Annotated in this window: 20 protein-coding genes; 16 read left to right on the top strand and 4 right to left on the bottom strand. The window is 51.0% G+C overall.

Going from position 1 to position 17,849, the window contains the following annotated elements; all coding sequences use genetic code 11:
* Nucleotides 1–167 precede the first annotated feature (167 nt).
* The 5 genes from CHB92_RS22475 to CHB92_RS22455 all read left to right on the top strand — a co-directional run bounded on the left by CHB92_RS22475 (nucleotide 168) and on the right by CHB92_RS22455 (nucleotide 4,227).
* A complete protein-coding gene (locus CHB92_RS22475) occupies nucleotides 168–1,511 on the top strand; it encodes an MBL fold metallo-hydrolase (protein WP_089321493.1) in 1,344 nt (447 codons plus the stop codon).
* 55 nt (nucleotides 1,512–1,566) lie between these two features.
* Nucleotides 1,567–1,878 carry a rhodanese-like domain-containing protein gene (locus tag CHB92_RS22470; protein ID WP_089321492.1) on the top strand — a complete coding sequence of 104 codons (312 nt, stop codon included), beginning with the start codon at nucleotides 1,567–1,569 and terminating at the stop codon, nucleotides 1,876–1,878.
* 453 nt (nucleotides 1,879–2,331) lie between these two features.
* Complete coding sequence (gene trxB / locus CHB92_RS22460; protein WP_089321490.1) at nucleotides 2,332–3,321, top strand: thioredoxin-disulfide reductase; 990 nt, start codon at nucleotides 2,332–2,334, stop codon at nucleotides 3,319–3,321.
* Entirely contained in the window at nucleotides 3,318–3,596 is a 279-nt protein-coding gene (locus CHB92_RS25575) for a hypothetical protein (protein WP_144266370.1), read from the top strand. The genes trxB and CHB92_RS25575 overlap by 4 nt, the downstream gene beginning before the upstream one ends.
* On the top strand, nucleotides 3,568–4,227 hold the full coding sequence (locus CHB92_RS22455; protein ID WP_245842824.1) for a Crp/Fnr family transcriptional regulator: 660 nt from the start codon (nucleotides 3,568–3,570) through the stop codon (nucleotides 4,225–4,227). The genes CHB92_RS25575 and CHB92_RS22455 overlap by 29 nt, the downstream gene beginning before the upstream one ends.
* A gap of 214 nt (nucleotides 4,228–4,441) precedes the next feature.
* Here the strand turns inward: CHB92_RS22455 and CHB92_RS26520 are convergent, their stop codons facing one another.
* Complete coding sequence (locus CHB92_RS26520; RefSeq protein WP_089321489.1) at nucleotides 4,442–4,681, bottom strand: YgaP family membrane protein; 240 nt, start codon at nucleotides 4,679–4,681, stop codon at nucleotides 4,442–4,444.
* A 354-nt stretch (nucleotides 4,682–5,035) separates the two neighbouring features.
* On the opposite strand from CHB92_RS26520, the gene CHB92_RS22445 reads away from it, so the two are divergent.
* Nucleotides 5,036–5,686, top strand: a complete 651-nt coding sequence (locus CHB92_RS22445) for a Crp/Fnr family transcriptional regulator (RefSeq protein ID WP_089321488.1) — start codon at nucleotides 5,036–5,038, stop codon at nucleotides 5,684–5,686.
* 196 nt (nucleotides 5,687–5,882) lie between these two features.
* Here the strand turns inward: CHB92_RS22445 and CHB92_RS22440 are convergent, their stop codons facing one another.
* Nucleotides 5,883–6,332, bottom strand: coding sequence for a hypothetical protein (locus CHB92_RS22440; protein WP_089321487.1), 450 nt, complete (start codon nucleotides 6,330–6,332; stop codon nucleotides 5,883–5,885).
* Nucleotides 6,333–6,639: 307 nt separating this feature from the next.
* On the opposite strand from CHB92_RS22440, the gene CHB92_RS22435 reads away from it, so the two are divergent.
* Nucleotides 6,640–7,215, top strand: coding sequence for a YeeE/YedE family protein (locus CHB92_RS22435; RefSeq protein WP_089321486.1), 576 nt, complete (start codon nucleotides 6,640–6,642; stop codon nucleotides 7,213–7,215).
* A gap of 13 nt (nucleotides 7,216–7,228) precedes the next feature.
* The gene (locus CHB92_RS22430; RefSeq protein WP_089321485.1) at nucleotides 7,229–7,642 is read left to right on the top strand and encodes a YeeE/YedE family protein; all 414 of its coding nucleotides are present in this window, start codon (nucleotides 7,229–7,231) and stop codon (nucleotides 7,640–7,642) included.
* 166 nt (nucleotides 7,643–7,808) lie between these two features.
* On the opposite strand, the gene CHB92_RS22425 is transcribed toward CHB92_RS22430, so the two are convergent.
* The gene (locus tag CHB92_RS22425) at nucleotides 7,809–8,195 is read right to left on the bottom strand and encodes a DUF302 domain-containing protein (protein WP_089321531.1); all 387 of its coding nucleotides are present in this window, start codon (nucleotides 8,193–8,195) and stop codon (nucleotides 7,809–7,811) included.
* Nucleotides 8,196–8,414: 219 nt separating this feature from the next.
* On the opposite strand from CHB92_RS22425, the gene CHB92_RS22420 reads away from it, so the two are divergent.
* The 8 genes from CHB92_RS22420 to CHB92_RS22385 all read left to right on the top strand — a co-directional run bounded on the left by CHB92_RS22420 (nucleotide 8,415) and on the right by CHB92_RS22385 (nucleotide 16,909).
* Nucleotides 8,415–9,260, top strand: coding sequence for a sulfite exporter TauE/SafE family protein (locus tag CHB92_RS22420; RefSeq protein ID WP_089321484.1), 846 nt, complete (start codon nucleotides 8,415–8,417; stop codon nucleotides 9,258–9,260).
* Between the two features lie 104 nt (nucleotides 9,261–9,364).
* The gene (locus CHB92_RS22415) at nucleotides 9,365–10,777 is read left to right on the top strand and encodes an MBL fold metallo-hydrolase (RefSeq protein ID WP_089321483.1); all 1,413 of its coding nucleotides are present in this window, start codon (nucleotides 9,365–9,367) and stop codon (nucleotides 10,775–10,777) included.
* Nucleotides 10,778–10,976: 199 nt separating this feature from the next.
* Nucleotides 10,977–11,303, top strand: coding sequence for a rhodanese-like domain-containing protein (locus CHB92_RS22410; protein ID WP_089321482.1), 327 nt, complete (start codon nucleotides 10,977–10,979; stop codon nucleotides 11,301–11,303).
* A 128-nt stretch (nucleotides 11,304–11,431) separates the two neighbouring features.
* Nucleotides 11,432–12,688: an MFS transporter gene (locus CHB92_RS22405; protein WP_089321481.1), complete on the top strand. Its 1,257-nt coding sequence runs from the start codon at nucleotides 11,432–11,434 to the stop codon at nucleotides 12,686–12,688.
* Nucleotides 12,689–12,771: 83 nt separating this feature from the next.
* Entirely contained in the window at nucleotides 12,772–13,134 is a 363-nt protein-coding gene (locus CHB92_RS22400; protein WP_089321480.1) for a hypothetical protein, read from the top strand.
* Nucleotides 13,135–13,285: 151 nt separating this feature from the next.
* Nucleotides 13,286–14,161 carry a DoxX family membrane protein gene (locus CHB92_RS22395; RefSeq protein WP_245842821.1) on the top strand — a complete coding sequence of 292 codons (876 nt, stop codon included), beginning with the start codon at nucleotides 13,286–13,288 and terminating at the stop codon, nucleotides 14,159–14,161.
* Nucleotides 14,162–14,219: 58 nt separating this feature from the next.
* Nucleotides 14,220–14,852 (top strand): TlpA family protein disulfide reductase, encoded by a 633-nt coding sequence (locus CHB92_RS22390; protein ID WP_089321478.1) that lies wholly within the window; start codon nucleotides 14,220–14,222, stop codon nucleotides 14,850–14,852.
* Nucleotides 14,853–15,259: 407 nt separating this feature from the next.
* Nucleotides 15,260–16,909, top strand: coding sequence for a bifunctional metallophosphatase/5'-nucleotidase (locus CHB92_RS22385; protein WP_089321477.1), 1,650 nt, complete (start codon nucleotides 15,260–15,262; stop codon nucleotides 16,907–16,909).
* A 643-nt stretch (nucleotides 16,910–17,552) separates the two neighbouring features.
* On the opposite strand, the gene CHB92_RS22375 is transcribed toward CHB92_RS22385, so the two are convergent.
* Nucleotides 17,553–17,849, bottom strand: a 297-nt coding sequence (locus CHB92_RS22375; protein WP_308701872.1) for a TrkA C-terminal domain-containing protein, incomplete at its 5' end; no start/stop codon positions are given.

The raw sequence follows: 17,849 nt of genomic DNA, 5'->3' as shown, positions 1-17,849 counted from the left end.
TCCGCTGCCCCCTGTGGCTGCCTGAAGTGCGGGAAAACACGTTTCAAATTGTAGCTCCTCCATTGACTTAGGCCTGTGTGACATATGTCACTGTGAGCCATCGACCTGTGCGGTACCTTTGTATCAGAAAATGAAATCAGAATCATCACAACATAAAGAATTGACCTATGAAAATACAGCAGTTTGAAGACAAAGGCCTGGCGCAGTACGGATACGCGGTTTTAAGCGAGACTACAGGTGAGGTTGTATTGATTGACCCGGCACGGGACCCGCAGCCTTACTATGACTATGCTGCGGCGAACAATGCCAAAATAGTGGGTGTGATAGAAACCCACCCGCACGCTGACTTTGTGAGCTCGCACCTGGAAATACACCATAAGACGGGAGCCACTATTTACGCGCATAGCCTGATAGGGGCAGACTACCCGCACGAGGCTTTTGACGAGGGAGCCGAGCTGCAGCTGGGCGACATAAAGCTGAAGTCGCTGCACACGCCCGGTCACTCTCCTGACGGCATCAGCATTGTGCTGGAGCACGAGGGCAAAGATAAGGCCGTATTTACCGGAGACACCTTGTTTATTGGTGACGTGGGCCGCCCCGACTTGCGAGAGAGTGCCGGTAATGTAACGGCCAAGCGCGAGGAACTGGCACGCGAGATGTACTACAGCACCCGCAATAAGCTGATGAAGCTGGAGGATGACGTGCTGGTGTATCCTGCCCACGGGGCAGGCACGCTCTGCGGCAAGGGGCTCAGTGAAGCCAACAGCAGCACTATCGGGGCAGAGAAAGCGAGCAACTACGCCCTGCAGCAAATGAGCGAGGACGAGTTTGTAAAGGTGCTGACAGAAGACCAGCCATTTATACCTAAATACTTCGGTTATGATGTTAGCCTGAACAAGAAAGGAGCTCCTGCCCTTCAGCCAAGCATAGAAGGCGTCGTAAGACTGGAGAAAAACTTCAAACCCGAGAAAGGTGCCGTGATTGTGGATGCCCGCAGCGAAAAGGTGTTCAAGAAAGGCCATTACCAAGGCGCGATAAATATCCAGAACGGCAACAAATTTGAAACCTGGCTGGGCAGCATTATGGGACCCAACGAAAGTTATTACCTGGTCGGTGAAAGCGAAGAGCAGCTGAATGAGCTCATCGCCAAAGCTGCCAGAATCGGGTATGAGCTGCTAATAAAAGGTGTGTTTGTATATGACCAGCAGGACGGTGAGATGAGCGATGCATTTGACAGCGCTTCGTTTGAAGCCCGCAAGGATGACTTCACCATCGTCGACATCCGCAACTCATCAGAAGTAAAGGCTGGCAAGTTCTTCGAGCACTCGATCAACATTCCGCTACCGGAGCTCAGGGAGCGGGCAGGTGAGATTCCTGCAGACAAGCCGGTGGTGGTCCACTGTGCGGGCGGTTACCGCTCTGCAGCCGGTAGCAGCATTGTGGCGGCTGCCCTGCCGGACGTGAAGGTACTCGACATGAGCGAAGCTGTAACGGAGTTGAAGCAAAAATAAATCATACCAGGAGATCCTGCAGAAGGATCTCCTTACAAACCTAATTACTGTTGCGATGAACTATAAAGATATATCCGCTGAGGAAATGTTAAGGCTTCAGCAGGAGCAACCCGATGCCCTTGTGCTGGATGTGCGCACACCTATGGAGGTAAGCCAGGGCAGGATACCAAGCGCACAGGTAATAGACCTGATGGACCGCCAGTTTATGCAGAAGGTTGAAGCGCTGGACAAAACCAAGCCATACGTGGTTTACTGCAGATCCGGCAACAGAAGTGCGCAGGCCTGTAACTATATGGCAGGAAGAGGGTTCGATACACTGTATAACCTGAACGGGGGAATAGGCGGTTGGCCGTATGAAATTGAATAAACTAGCACCTTATGCTAGCTCCAAGCTGGTGTTGCGAATGCTATTAGGCGCCGTTTCAGGTTACCTGTTTTACGCCTTCTACGGTTGTAACGGAAGCTGTATGATCAGCTCCAGTCCTCTAAGCAGCACCCTTTATGGCACTGTAACAGGTGCCCTGCTGAGCAGAGGGCTTGCCTCGGGTACAAAGAAATCAATGTCTCCAGAAACTGCCTGTGCTGTGTAAGCACAGGCAGTTTCTATTTCATAAACCAAGGATTCAGTTTTGCTTCACCAGACTTCTTCAACCTCCCGTCACTTTCTTGTGTGACTAAAATCACGGATAACGGCTGTTGAAAATCTTACCTTTGCTAGACATGCCTGCCCTCGTTCAATGGGACTTGGGCTGCTGTCATACTACATCAATAACTGCATAAGGGCTGAGAGAGTCGGTCTTGTGCCAACAATATATTTCTTATGGAAACAGAGAAGGTAAAAGTATTGATAATCGGTTCCGGGCCAGCTGGGTACACAGCTGCTATTTATGCATCCAGGGCAGGATTGCAACCGGTGTTGTACCAGGGCCTGCAGCCAGGCGGCCAGCTCACCATCACCAACGACGTGGAAAATTACCCCGGCTATCCGGAGGGTATCAACGGCCCGCAGATGATGGAAGACTTCAGGCGCCAGGCAGAGCGCTTTGGCACGGATGTGCGCTACGGTGTCGCGACTGCTGTTGATTTCTCATCCAAACCGCATAAAGTCACGATAGACGACCAGAAGGTCATAGAAGCCGAAACTGTTATTATTTCAACAGGGGCTTCTGCCAAGTGGCTGGGGCTGGAGTCCGAAGCACGCCTGAACGGCAGTGGCGTTTCGGCCTGTGCCGTGTGTGATGGGTTCTTTTACCGCGGGCAGGATGTTGCTATCGTTGGCGCCGGCGATACGGCCGCTGAAGAGGCCACCTACCTGGCGAACCTGGCAAGCAAAGTCTACATGATCGTGCGGCGCGATGAAATGCGTGCCTCTGTCATCATGCAGGAGCGTGTGAAGCGAACTAAAAACATCGAGATCCTTTGGAATTCCGTGACCGAGGAAATCCTGGGCGACCAGGCTGTGGAAGGTGTCAGAGTCAGGAATGTGGTAGCGAACGAAACGCGTGAAATACCGGTGAAAGGTTTTTTTGTGGCCATTGGTCATAAGCCTAACTCCGATATTTTTAAAGATTACCTGAACCTGGATGGGAATGGCTACATCCGCACGATACCAGGTACATCCAAAACGAACATCGACGGTGTGTTTGCCTGCGGAGACGTGCAGGACTTTACCTACCGCCAGGCTGTAACAGCTGCTGGTTCAGGCTGTATGGCCGCCTTGGATGCGGAACGTTACCTGGCTTCCCTGGAGTCGGGGCCTGCAATGGAACAGGAACAGGACGCAGCGCTTAGCTTACCTGAAAAGGCATGATAAAGAACTTAAAATATCAACTCTTTACAGGCTGGCACCTGGCCCGTTGGATTCGTTTGGTGCTCGGAACAGCACTGCTTGTACAGGCTATAGCCACAAGTGAAGTACTGGTAGGTGCAATTGCTTTTTTACTTTTAGGTCAGGCTGTCACGAATTCAGGCTGTTGCGGTCCATCGGGATGCAGCGTTTCCCAGACCGGAAAACAAAATAAAGATACCAGGGGATCTAGCACTCGGGAAAAACGTAATGAGCAAGCATATGAACAGCGCAAATAAAAGTGAGTTACTGCAGAAGTTTTCTCAGTTAGAGCAGCCCCTTCTGGATGAGATCATGACACAGAGCACCTTCAGGCAACTTGAAGAAGGCGATGAAGCCCTGCGAACAGGTCAGTACATTAAATCGACTGTGTTGCTTTCCAAAGGCTTGCTTAAAATTTACCGCGAAGACGAGGAAGGCAAGGAGTTCCTGATGTATTACCTGGAGCCGGGCAATGCCTGTGCCCTTTCCATGATGTGCACAGCCCGCGACGAGAAAAGCCAGATCATGGCCATGGCCGTGGAGGCCTCTGAAATCATCCTGATACCTTCGCACCTGTCGGAATCGTGGCTGGCCAAATACAAGTCCTGGCACAACTTCGTGATCGCCTCCTACCGCCAGCGCTTCGAAGAGCTCCTGCTGACCCTGGACAGTGTCGTGTTCAGGGGGCTGGACGAAAGGCTTCTGTTTTACCTGAAGCGCCACGTGAAGGTAAGCGGCAATCTGCTAAAGCTTTCGCACCAGCAGATTGCCGATGAGCTCAGCAGCTCCCGGGAGGTCATCTCCCGTCTGCTCAAAAAGCTGGAGCAGGCAGGTGCCGTCAAGCTGCACAGGAATTCCATAGAGGTTCTTAATTTAGAGGGGGTGTAACGGTGATATAGCCCGCCCCCCGCTTAGGCCTTCCTGTGAGGGCAGGTGACAGGTAAAGTGAAGGGCACCCTTTGATGTGGGATTACGCCTGAAAGCCAGCAAAAGCCGTCATTTCATGAACGGGTGTATGTAATTACCCCCTTCCTCGCCGCGGGCTATGTCCGCAACAATGCAACGGCTTGTGAGGAGGAAATACAGCCACTGAAAGGGGCAGCTATACTTTTTGTCGGCTCATCTGCTCACGGAGGCGTTCACCGGAAAACGGTTTGCCCGCCAGGGGGCCTAAAACACACTTATCCAGCAAACCTGCTGAAAGAGGGACTAGTCCTGCCGCCATCAAAGGCCAATAGGGCTTTCCCTTTCGCATGGTACCTGCCCCAATCAGCGCTAACCCTGCTGCAACTCTTACTGTTCTTCCGTTGTGAGAGCCTATAAATCGAAAAAACTTTTCCATAGCTGCGACGCTTCAATGATTCCAAAAAATTTCTTGTTTCTTACGCATACGTGCTTCTCTTCCAAGAATACTGCCAAGGGAGGGAAATTCGGAAGGTCCTGTTTCAAAGTCACCTCAGATTACCTTATGTAGTATTGGCAAGCGAAAAGGTATACCCTACAAAAGTTTTATGGCCGCATTGTAACAACTTCCGCCGTATCCGCCTTGTGTTTTCCTTAGACACTGGCTGTAGTGAAAAAACAGCTCACAGAAAACAAACGAACGCCAACAAAGCCATAGCTACTGCACCATTCGCATCAACCAAGTAAGCCCGCAAGTAGTAAACATTACTTTATACTAAACATAAACAGTTGTATGAGCATGCAAATCCCTTTTATTACAGATCCAACTCTTCTTGAAGAGCTGGAGAAACATGGGAAAATTCAGGATTTTGAGCCAGGGCAGCCTATCATAGAGCCCGGGCAGTATTTGAAAACGGTTCCCATTATCCTGGAGGGGTCTGTCAAAGTGATGCGTACCGATGAGGAAGGGCATGACCTGCTGTTATACTACCTCGACAGCGGCCAGACCTGCGCCGTGTCCTTAACCTGCTGCAGCACCTCCAGCCCCAGCGATGTAAAAGCGGTGGCAGAGGAAAAAACAAAAGTCCTGGGAGTGCCTGTCCGCAAGCACGAGGAATGGACAAACAAGTTCAGCCAATGGAAGGACTTTGTCGCGATGACCTACCAGAAGCGCTTTCAGGCTATGTTTCAGGCCATCGATGACATTGCTTTTAAAAAGATGGATGAGCGCCTGCTCAAGTACCTGGTCCTCAAGTCAAAGCAGTTAAAGACGCTGGAGCTGTCGGTCACGCATCAGGAAATCGCCAGTGAGCTGGGTACCTCCCGGGAGGTTGTCTCAAGGCTGCTGAAACAACTGGAGAAACGAAAGCTGGTGGAGCTGGAAAGAAACAAAATATACGTGAGGGATGATCTGGAGACGTTACTGGAGGAGGTGAGCCGTTAAGCAAGAACCTCCTTAACCTTTTGAGGCTAAGCCTCTAAGCCTTTGGATTGAAGAAGGGTAGTTTTCGTTCATACTAACCATCACCGGTGCACCGGAGGCTTTCTGCAATAGGAGAAAACTATCCCTCTTTGCGCAGCAAAGCACGTGGGCAGCAGGATGTAGTGCCGGTGAATGAAAACGAGCTGCTCTAAATCCCTTACCTTTTCCTGAACGCCTTGAGAACAGCGGCAGGATCCGAGCTCTCCGAGGTACCCTGGAAATCCCCGCGCAGTAGTTTAAGGGCAAACTTCTCTTCATCTATCTCGCGTCTGGACCGGAAGCCCAGCTTATTGAGTAGCGGGAGAGGGGGGCACCAGCCCTGCAGCCCATGTTGCAGCAGAAAGCGGGTCACCACGCCGGGTAGGATAAGCCAGCGCCTGTCCACAAATACACTTAGCAGTACGCCGGATAGCGCTAGTGTGGAGGCGTTTACCTCCAGGCTTCTTTCCAGGTCCCATTCTTTGTCGAGCTGCTGTATCCGCTTCCGTAAAACCGCTTCACTTGCCCCTTTGTACCTGCCAATGTTCTCCATAATTTCAGCCTGTACCTGCTGATTGGCCTTGTCCGATGAGCTTTCGCTGACGCGGCCCGCTGTTTCTTGCATCATGCTCTGAGTCTTTGTGCATGTTATACGCTTGTGTTACAAAGCTTTGTAGCAGTTTCCACAGGCCTTTAGGAAAGGACGCAGCTCGTCCACAGGGGCTCAGGGCGCTTCATCCGGCAGCCTCGCTGTGCTGAAGGGGCCATTCCTTTACCCTTAGCTTTCACTCCCCCTGCCAGCGATGGTTGCTGTGTGATAAATGTCACTGTGACCTACCGGCGTATAGGGTACCTTTGTATAAATATAAAACGGTATCTGAATATGTCTCAGAGTATTGCCATTATGATAACAATAAAAAAATCAATTTAGAAGAATGGAAAGTTTAGTTGAATGGATGAGCCAGCCGTGGCCCTGGTACGTGGCAGGCCCATTGATAGCCTTCACGATGGTGCTGCTGCTGTTTGTCGGTAAAAGCTTTGGTGTGTCGGACACCCTGCGGACGACCTGCGCCATTGGAGGAGGGGGCAGGGTAAGTGACTTCTTTGACTTTGACTGGAGAAAGCAAACCTGGAATCTGGTTTTCGTGCTGGGCGCAATCATCGGCGGTTTCATCGCCTCTACCTGGCTGCAGCAGCCTGATCCGATTCCGCTAGCACAGGATACGATTGAGAGGTTGCAGGAATTGGGAATCGATAACCCTGGCGAAAATTACCTGCCCGAAGAAATCTTCAGCTGGGAGAGCCTTTTTACGCTGCGAGGCTTCGTGATGTTGGTTATCGGCGGGTTCCTCATTGGTTTCGGGGCGCGCTATGCTGGGGGATGTACCTCCGGGCATGCCATCAGCGGGCTGAGCAACCTGCAGGTCCCTTCGCTGATTGCCGTGGTAGGCTTCTTTATCGGCGGCTTGATCATGACTTACCTGCTGCTCCCGGTTATCCTTACACTTTAAAGCGAAAGACAGCATGAAGTTTTTAACCTATCTGTCAATCGGTACCTTGTTTGGTATCATCATGACAAAGTCCCAGGCCATTTCCTGGTACAGAATTTATGAGATGTTCCGCTTCGACTCCTTCCACATGTACGGCATCATCGGATCAGCTGTCATCCTGGGGATGATCAGCGTGGCTCTCATCAAGAAGTACAAGCTCCGTTCGACTACCGGTGACCCCATTACCTTTTCGCCGAAGAACATGAGTATTCCCCGCTACCTCTTTGGCGGCACTATCTTCGGACTAGGGTGGGCCATGACGGGTGCCTGCCCCGGCCCGATTTACACGCTGATTGGGAATGGGTACGGTGTGATACTGGTCGTCCTGTTTAGCGCCATACTGGGCACACTCACCTATGGTATTCTTAGAAAAAGGCTTCCTCATTAGGGGAAGCTTTTTTTTCACCCCACCAATGGCATTCCTTTACGGAGGTAGTCTAGCAGCGGCACAACTCCTTTGCTGACTGAGTGTCAAAAAAACTATACACCCACGACTGCTTAATTAGGATGCTTTTGGAAGCAGCTGTGGGCTTGATGATGGGGTAAGGCTGCCTTCAAATACTGTCTATAACCGTTTCCAGTCTTTGACTCACTTCTTTGGCTATTGCCTCTAGTTTATCATTGCCAATAGCCGACATGGATTCCATGGGATTGATGGCCGTTACCTCTACTTCTCCATTCTCGTGCTCCTGTACGAGTAAGTTGCATGGCAGCATCACGCCAATCTTATCTTCCTGCCCGATAGCCTGATAGGCAAGCTTAGGGTTGCAGGCACCCAGGATTTTGTACTCCCTAAAGTCCACATAGAGCTTTTCCTTGAACTTTTCCTTAAGATCAATCTCTGATATGACTCCGAAGCCCTCGCTGCTAAGAGCGGCTTTGGTTTTATCTAATGCCTCTTTGTAGCTGTAGTTTACTTTTTTGGTAAAGTGGTAATTCATGGCTTCATGTAGTTCGTTCTCTATAGCATACGCCAAACCCTGTTCTCCGTTTTAAGAGCTGGGCCCGAAGCAGCAGAGAAGCATCCCTGATTATCACAGGCAGTCCAAGAAATGGAAAAAGCACCAGCATGAGATTCATTTTTTCCTATGTGATTTTTGTCACTGTACCGGCCTACAGGCCTCTCTACTTTTGTATCACAAAATAATACAACACAGAGAATGGAAATTTTAGGATACATCGCGGCCCTTGTGATCGGGCTTTCATTGGGGCTTATTGGCGGGGGAGGCTCTATCTTAACAGTGCCGGCCCTGGTTTACCTGCTGGGCCTAAGTCCTGTTATATCAACGGCTTACTCGCTTTTTATCGTGGGAACCACCAGCCTGGTGGGAAGTTACAGGTTTTACAAAAAAGGGCTGGTCAGTCTTAAGACAGCACTAGTCTTCGGGCTCCCTTCCATTGTGGCGGTATACGCCACGCGCCGCTATATTGTGCCGGCCATCCCGGAGAGTATCTTCACGATTGGCGGTTTTGAAGTGACAAAGGGTATTATGCTCATGCTGCTGTTTGCCGGCCTTATGGTTTTTGCCTCCATCAGCATGATCAGGCAAAATAAGAAGCCAAGCGGCACTGCCGACGAGAACATAGACCACGACATTTTAGATGAAAACGGTAAGCCAGTTAAATTAAAAGAGCCGAAGTTCAACTATGGCGGCATTCTGGCCGAAGGTGCCGTGGTGGGCACGCTGACGGGCCTGGTGGGGGCAGGGGGCGGCTTCCTGATCATCCCGGCGCTGGTGCTTTTCAGCAAGCTGGACATGAAAATGGCGGTAGGCACTTCCCTACTCATCATTGCGGCAAAGTCGCTCTTCGGATTTATCGGGGACATCTACAACTATGAGATTGACTGGGGCTTCTTGGGTGTTTTCTCAGCGCTCTCCATTGTGGGCATCTTCCTCGGGTCTTTCCTGTCCACTAAGATCCAGGCGGACAAGCTCAAGATGGCCTTCGGATGGTTTGTGCTCGCAATGGGCGTCTACATCATCGGAAAAGAGCTTTTCTTCTAAAAGCGAAGCACAAGGTCCTGCTCTGTAACTAAAGTCACTGAACAAGGCCTCCACAAAAAGTACCTTTGTACATAAAACAAAAAAAAAATTTAAAGCAAATAGCCATGTTAATTGAGCAAATATACACCGGCTGCCTGGCACAGGGCGCCTATTACATCGAAAGCAACGGGGAGGCGGTCATTATCGACCCGCTCCGTGAAACTCGCCCCTATTTAGAGAAGGCGGACCAAAGAGGAGCGAAAATAAAGTATGTACTGGAAACACACTTCCACGCGGATTTCGTCTCAGGGCACGTGGATTTGGCAAGGGCTTCAGGGGCGCAGATAGTGTTCGGGCCAAACGCACAAACAACCTATGCCGCTTACATTGCAAAGGACGGAGAGGAGCTGAGAGTGGGAGAGGTGACCATTAAAATGCTTCACACCCCGGGGCACACCATGGAGTCCACTACTTACCTGCTGAAGGATGAGAAAGGGAAAGACTATGCTGTTTTCACTGGAGACACGCTCTTTATAGGGGATGTGGGACGTCCGGACCTGGCAGCCAAATCTGAGCTGACACAGGAGCAGCTGGCAGGGCACCTGTACGACTCGCTCCGCAACAAGATTATGCCTTTGGACGAGGACGTGCTGGTATACCCGGCACACGGGGCGGGATCCGCCTGTGGTAAGAACATGAGCAAAGAGACATTCGATACTTTAGGGCACCAGAAGCAGACAAACTATGCCCTGCGCGCCGACATGACTAAAGGGGAGTTTGTCAAAGAGGTAACGGATGGCTTATTGCCCCCTCCCAGCTACTTCCCGCTCAACGTGAAAATGAACAGGGAGGGCTATGACAATATAGAGGAGGTACTGGAGAAAGGGCTGCAGGCGCTGACTCCGGAGGCCTTTGAGGCAACGGCCAATGAGACAGGCGCGCTGGTGCTGGACACCAGGAAGCCGGAGGAGTTTGCAAATGGCTTTATCCCGAATTCGGTTAACATCGGCATTGACGGTAGCTTTGCTCCCTGGGTTGGTACGCTCATCCCGGACATCAGACAGCAGATATTACTCGTGACGGATGAAGAGCGAGAGGAAGAGGTTGTGACCAGGTTAGCGCGTGTGGGCTATGACTATACCATCGGCTACCTGAAGGGAGGCTTTGCCGCCTGGGAAGAAGCTGGAAAGGATGTTGATGCTGTCAATTCGATCAAAGCTGACGAGTTTGCCCGTCTGTACGAGCAGGACAAGGGCATCAAAGTGGTGGACGTGCGCAAGCCGGGTGAGTACGAGTCAGAGCACGTAGAGACGGCGAGCAATGCTCCGCTGGACTACTTGAATGAACATATGGCGGAACTGCCAAAGGAGGAAGCAGTGTACCTGCACTGCGCGGGAGGTTACCGCTCCATGATTGCGGCCTCTATCCTGAAAGCCCGGGGCTTTGACAACGTGGTGAATGTGGAGGGCGGCTTCAAGGCTATTGCCGAAACAAGTGTGCCGAGGACGGCATATGTTTGTCCTTCCACATTAAAGTAGCAGCGTTTTGGTTTCGTTTAGTGTAGGCCCGGACCGGCTTCAAGCCGGCCTGGGCTATTTACCTCACCTTAAGCTAAAGCCCGTCGGGCAGACGAAGCATTTTCTGTCTGTGTGACCAAAGTCACTGAAAGGGGAGGGCCTAAGCCGTACCTTTGTTACAATATTACAATCATTGAAAACACTTAAAAGACAGAAAGCGATGTTCAATATATTCAAGTCCGCTCCCAAGAACTACGAAAACCTGGACGGGAAGACATTCAAATCAAAATTTCAAAATTCACCCAAGGCCGAGCTGCTGGATGTGCGGACTGCTGGGGAATTCAGTGCGGGAACCATCAAAGGAGCCAAGAACCTTGATGTGACCTCCTCTCAGTTTCAGTCGGCACTAAAGACGCTGGACAAGGACAAGGAGTACTATGTGTTCTGCCGCAGTGGCAACCGGAGCGGTTCGGCTTGCCAGATGCTCTCAGACCAGGGATTCAAGGCCTACAACCTGTCCGGTGGCGTGGGGGCCTGGCCACGCTAAATAAAGCGACAGTGTATAACAGGTACGCAGGAGGTTTGGCAAATGGGTCTTTGCAGTGGCTATCGGTGTCAAGTGGCCGCTCTCCTGAGCCACCGGTATTTACCTGGAATTGTTAGATAATGGAAAGAATGGAAGAAACGAAACTGGGCTTGAAAGAGAACGCAGCGCAGTTCTGGCTGCTGGTGCTCATCAATGGCTTTGTGGGTGCGATGGTAGGGCTGGAGCGGTCCGTTATTCCGGAGTTAGCCGAATCCGTTTTCGGCATCAGCGGGCATACGGCGCTTCTTTCCTTTATCGTAGCCTTCGGTCTTGCCAAGTCCTTCGCCAATCTCATGATGGGCCGCCTGGCAACAAGGTATACCCGCAAGCAGCTGCTGCTCACGGGCTGGTTGTTTGCACTGCCGGTACCGTGGCTGTTGCTGTATGCAAACAGTTGGGGGTGGGTCATCTTTGCAAACCTGCTGCTGGGGCTAAACCAGGGACTTGCCTGGTCGGCTACGGTGGTGATGAAAATAGACCTGGTCGGGGAGAGGAACCGTGGCTTGGCGATGGGCATCAATGAGTTCGCCGGTTACCTGGCCGTGGGGCTGGTGGCTTTTCTGGCGGGATACATTGCCTCCGCCACGGGCGAGGTCACCTACGCGTTCTTGCCGGGCATCGGTTTTTCTATAGCGGGCTTGCTGCTGACTATCTTCTTCCTCCGTGACACGCACGGACACGTAAAAGTGGAGGCAGCGCAAACTAGTATTCCCTTCCTCGGCAGCATCTGGAAAGACACGACCTGGCGCCATGCCAACCTTGGCTCTGTCACGCTCAATGGTTTTGTAAACAACCTCAACGACGGGATGCTGTGGGGCCTGCTGCCGGTCTTGCTGGCCACAAGGGGCTACTCACTGGCAGAGATAGGTTTGCTGGCGGGTATTTACCCAGTTGTGTGGGGACTGGGGCAGCTGGTGACAGGCAGGCTCGGGGACATATACTGCAAAAAGCAACTGCTTAGCCTGGGCATGGTGCTACAGGGCATCGCCATTGCGCTTTTGCTTTTCGCCGGTTCGTACGCTGTATTGGTAACAGCACTTGTTGTGTTGGGTGCCGGAACGGCCCTGGTGTACCCGAACTTCCTTTCGGTGGTGGCTGAAAACACCCACCCGAACCAGCGTCCGCAGAGCTTGGGCATTTTCCGTTTCTGGCGCGACTTCGGCTATGTGGCAGGGGCCGTGGCAGCGGGGTTGTTCAGTGACCTGTTTGGTTTGGAGGCAGTATTGCTAGGCACTGCCCTGCTTACAGTTGGCGCAGGGATTTTGTCCGAAGTGCGGATGTGCTGCACAAAGAAGATGCTCTGGCAAAGCAAAGCGTGTGTTCCCGGACTATGCCGAGCAGTATAAATGATTAACTTCACTGAGTAAGCCAATGCGGCTGAGCTTAGTACCCGTTCAGCTGCAAGCGTTGGTAATGAGTTTTTAAGCGAATGAAGAGCTACTTTCTTATAATTTTCAGCCTGGTGTTCCTGCTGTTCAACCTTCCTAAATTAGGTAGCGTGAACAGCTTGAACAGTATGGAGCAGGCTGTACTGATGAAGAATTGTGGGGCAAAGCGTCTGGTGAAGCGTACCTGTGCAAAAAAATGCTTCCGGCACCCGTCACACTCCCGGCAGCAGGATGCAGCCGGGGTGACCACAGGCTGTAGTTCCCCGATGTATGCCGCTCTCTTCGCTCAGGAGCAGGAGAGGGTTCTATCTTTCCCTTTGTGGAGCAGCGTCACCTTGGCAACTCCACAGAAGTACCTTTCGCCTCACCTTAAGACTGACCCTGACCCACCCCGCTTTTCTTAAAATGTCTCATAAGTAAGGGTTATGGAAATACGCACGTAGTGTGCTGATCGGTTTCCTTTTTGTCCCCTTTTCTTGGGAACACAGGCATGGTGTGTCTGTGCCAATCACTGTCATTTTAAAGAAACAAAAAGTTATTATGGAAAACACTCCTATGCAAAAAATATCCTTTCTGGTGCTGCGCATAATGGGCAGCCTGATCTTTATCGCCGCAGGCTTTAACCACCTATTAAACACAGTCGGTGCCGCTGCCCGGCTCGAAAAAGCCTCATTTGGCTTTTTAGCCACCTGGATCGCGCCAGCCGAAACATTGATCGTGCTCTCCGGCATCGGGCTGCTGCTTGGGGGCTTCATGCTATTGGCCGGTTTTCAGACAAGGCTGGCGGCCATGCTGCTTTTGCTTATCCTGCTACCGATTACGCTGACAGTACAGGTGGCAAACCCGACAGGGGCCGGACCCTTGTTTAAAAACGTGGCGCTCATCGGCATGCTGCTGTTCTTTCTCGTAAACGGGGCGATGTATTACGGCCTGGACCAGTCCAGGCGCAGGAAATCTAATAGTAGGCTGAACAGCCTTCGCAGAGGCAGAGATATTTCCGTCCTGGCCACGGGGTTACTGCTGCTGTTGGGAGCCTGTGCCATGGGCACTTCGGTAGCACAGTCAGGACCGCAGCAGCTTGCTGAAACAAACCCCAAGAACAACTATGCCGTGCTCATCAGCCAACCCAACCACCTGAAAGCAGCCGTCAACACCGCAGAGACTATTACATCTCACAGCACTTATAACAGAGGAAGCTTAGTGGTCATGGCTTGCGGTAGATCTGTAGAGGCTTTTGTCAAAGGCAGCAATATGGAAGCGGAGTTCAAAAAGGGCCAGGCGGCGGGCATCACTTATAAAGTGTGCGGCATGTCCCTTAAGCAGTTCAACATTGACCCCGGCACACTGGTGGAGGGTGTAGACATCGTGCCAAATGGCCTTACCTACATGTTCGACCTGCAGCAGCAGGGGTACGTCACAGTAGAGCTTTAGTCTATGGTTACGCCTCTCTTCTTTCCGGGAGGGGCCATTAACAATAAAAAAGAAAGTCATGAATAAGCATAAGTTTTCATTTCGAAACATTCCCGGCTGGGCCATGATGCTGGCCCTGTTCGGCATACTTTACCTTACCGGTTTACACACAGAGGCCATCGGCCAGGTGCAGCGCCTTTTGCTCGCCACTGGTATCAAGAAAGCCGATGTGCCTGAACCTGCATCCGATTCTGTAGCGGTAGCGGTAGAATCTTCTTCAGGGGCATCCTCCAGGGCGGGTGCAGGTTTTAGGATGATAGACCTTTATGGAAAAATAGTGGCTTTTGAGAGCCTGAAGGGAAAAGTAGTTTTCATGAACATTTGGGCAACCTGGTGCCCACCGTGCATCGCCGAAATGCCGAATATCCAAAGCCTCTACGAAAGGGTAGGCTCCGACAAGATTGCCTTCGTAATGCTTTCGGTAGACGAAGGAGGTGTAGAGAAGGTGAAGAAGTTCATCAGTAAGAAAGGTTTTACTTTCCCGGTATACCTGCCGGCCGGTCAGCTTCCGCAGGAGTTTTATTCGAACGCCATTCCCACTACGTTCATCATCTCCCCGGAGGGCAAAATCGTGGCTAAGCAGGAAGGCATGGCAGAATACGACACTCCGGAAGTTCGGGAGTTTCTGCAAAGCATGGTTAAGAAGCAATAGCAGATGATGTAAGCGGACACTCCCGAAAATAGTGCAAAGTTGATAGTCTGTTCTGTAAAAATCTTCTACACGGCGGCCGCGGAAGCAATGGTTGATATTAATCCGATGTTGCGCTACCAGGAACCTGCTTTCAAGCAGACGGTGTACTTCTCTGTGGCTGCCGCCACAGACCCTGATCCCCCAAGGTTCAGCTGATTCCTTCTTTTTCCTTTTAATCCACTGTCTATGCTTTCGGGTGAGGTAGAGACAGGTTGTCGGTTAGCTGTGGTCCAAGGTAAGTTGCTATCCACAGAATTCCTTTTTGTTCCTGTCGGACTAGCTTCAACTGGCTTCATCCGGATATACCAGCTCCAGGCAAAAGCAATTTCATTAACAACTTTTAAGAAAATATACTCTAGATTCCAAAGATGCTTCATAGAATAAACAAAAAACTCTTAGCCTTTCTTCCACTCGTAGGGCTGGGGGTGACTTCCTGTCAGACAGCAAACCAGGAAGAGTCCCAGGCAAAAGGGGACGGCGTTGAGACTATTACCATTCTGCAGACAGCCGACATACATGGCCAGCTCCTGCCCCACCAGGAAATGTTCATTGAGAACGAAGAGTTCGTGTTCAAGGAGCGCGGCGGCGTGGCCAATATCCAAACTATTTTTAAGCAAGTAAAAGCGGAGAATCCCGGCGGCACCGTGATTGTAGACGGTGGGGACCTGATACAGGGGAGTGCCGTGGCGGCGCTGTCTGAAGGGGAGGTGTTTGGCCCTGTGATTAAGGCTATGGATTATGATTTTCTGATACCGGGCAACTGGGAGGTGATCTTCGGGAGCCAGAAAATGCGCCATGTACTGGCCTCGTACGGAAAGCCGGTAATATGTGCCAATATTTATGATGAGTCCAGCGCAGAAATGCTCTACCCACCCTATATTGTGAAGGAGGTAAAAGGCGTGAAGCTGGGCTTTATCTCCTATAATGACCCGGAAGTGCCTATCCGGCAAAACCCGGTTTTCAGCAAGGGGCTAGTTTTTAAGAAAATAGAAGACAACCTACAGCCATTAATCAGAGAGCTAAAGGAAGAACAGAAAGTAGACCTCCTGTTCCTTGTGACGCACTTAGGCATCTCTAAACAAATTTACCTGGCTGACCAGGAAGAGATAAAAGGCGTGGATTTTATATTGGGTAACGATACCCATGAGCGTATCCGGAAGCCACTGAAGCAAACGTATGCGCAGGTGGTGGAGCCTGGTGCCTTCGCCTCTTTTGTGGGACGCCTGGACCTGGATGTGAAAGATGGTAAGATTGTGGGCCAGCGCTACGAGCTGATCGACGTGGACCCCGCCAAGTACCCGGCGGACCCCTCCGTGCAGAAGGTAGTAGACGAGCAGATGGCTCCTTACAAAGAGCAGATGGAGCGGGTGTTGGGATATACTTCTGAACCACTTTACCGTTACCTGGTGGTAGAAAACGCACTGGATAATATGATTACAGACGCGGTACGCTGGAAGACTGGTGCCGATATAGCTATCTCCAACGGCTTCCGTTTCGGTACACCCATCATACCGGACGAGTCGGGAAAAGCTCCTATCACCTACAGCGATGTGTGGAACATGCTGCCCGTGAACGAGAACGTTAAAACAGGCAAGGCCACCGGTCAGCAGATACAGGAGTGGATGGAGCAGGAACTGCACAATGTGTTTGCAGAGAAGCCACTGGAAAGGTTTGGAGGCTGGGTGATCCGCTTCTCCGGCATGAAGATGACTTTCAACGCCAATGCTCCGAAGGGCGAACGCGTGCAGTCCATAACGGTGGGCGGCCAGCCGCTTGACCCGAACAAGGTTTATACGTTGGCTGCCTGCCGCAGAAGTGGGGAGCCAGACCATGTGCTTTGCCGCATGCCGAATGCCAAAGACCCGAAGGTGCTGGATTATACCGTGCACGACGTAATAGAAGAGTACCTTAAAGTGAAGGGCACTGTAGCACCTCAGGTTGATGGAAGAGCCAAAGCGCTGGATCTGGATTCCCCAGTGTTATCGCAGTTGCCAAACGTAAATTACATTTTCAGATAAAATCACAGCATCCATCAACTTCATTCTTAGAAGAGCAGGGAGTCTTACTTCCTGCTCTTCTTTTAAGTATGGCTGCCGCTTCAGACGGACTTAAAACCTTCTGATGGCTCTGATTCCTCTAGCAGTAAGCTCCTTATAGAAATCCCTCTTGGAGAAAAGTACAAGATAAGCTCCAATCTAAGTTAGGAAAATGAATCAGGATCAGGAAAATAAAGACGTTTCCCTTCTGGAGGCGGTAGCGCTAAATAATTGTGTTGTACTACTACTGGTATGGTTTGTGGTACTCCACGAAGCCCAGGAGCACAAGCTTACACTACTTAACATAAGAAAGGTTATAAGACTTATAATGTGCGATGAAGGAACACCTGCTATAAAAGTGTCACTATAATTTATTTTATGTTAAATACAAATCTCCTTTGTAGAAAGATAGCGCATGGTACTTTCCCAGAGCTTCCCATAACTCGTCACATTACCGTTCCGTCAGCCTTGCCTTTTCCCTGTCCGTTATTCTGTAGTTGCCGGAGCAGTTACTTATGACCTCTAGAAAGCAAATACCCCTCTACTGTAGCCTTAGAAAGAGCAAAAGGGTAATAAACATGGTATTACTATGTGTTAATTTCTAGGCCATTAGTAGTCTTAACTACTAATGACCTAGAAGGACTCTGTTCACTTTTTCCAGCTCTTCATCATTATCTACCATTACCATGAGCTTGTCTTTTTCCTGCAGCACAGTGGCTCCATTAGGTGTCACGAATTTACCCCCCCTGTCTATGAGCACAATGAGGGACGTTTTGGGCAGCTGTAGCTCCACAATGGACTTCCCAGCCGCCTGGCTACTGCTATCCAGGTAAAGCTCCACTAGGCTATTTTTAGCGTCGTAGCCCAAATCCTCCCCCACCCTAACCTTTTTCGGTGTGTTGTCCTGCTGGCTTAGATTGAG

This window comes from Pontibacter ummariensis, assembly GCF_900188175.1.
Lineage (GTDB): Bacteria > Bacteroidota > Bacteroidia > Cytophagales > Hymenobacteraceae > Pontibacter > Pontibacter ummariensis.
The sequence above is the reverse complement of the archived record's forward strand: the minus strand, read 5'-3'. Positions and strand labels throughout refer to the sequence as shown.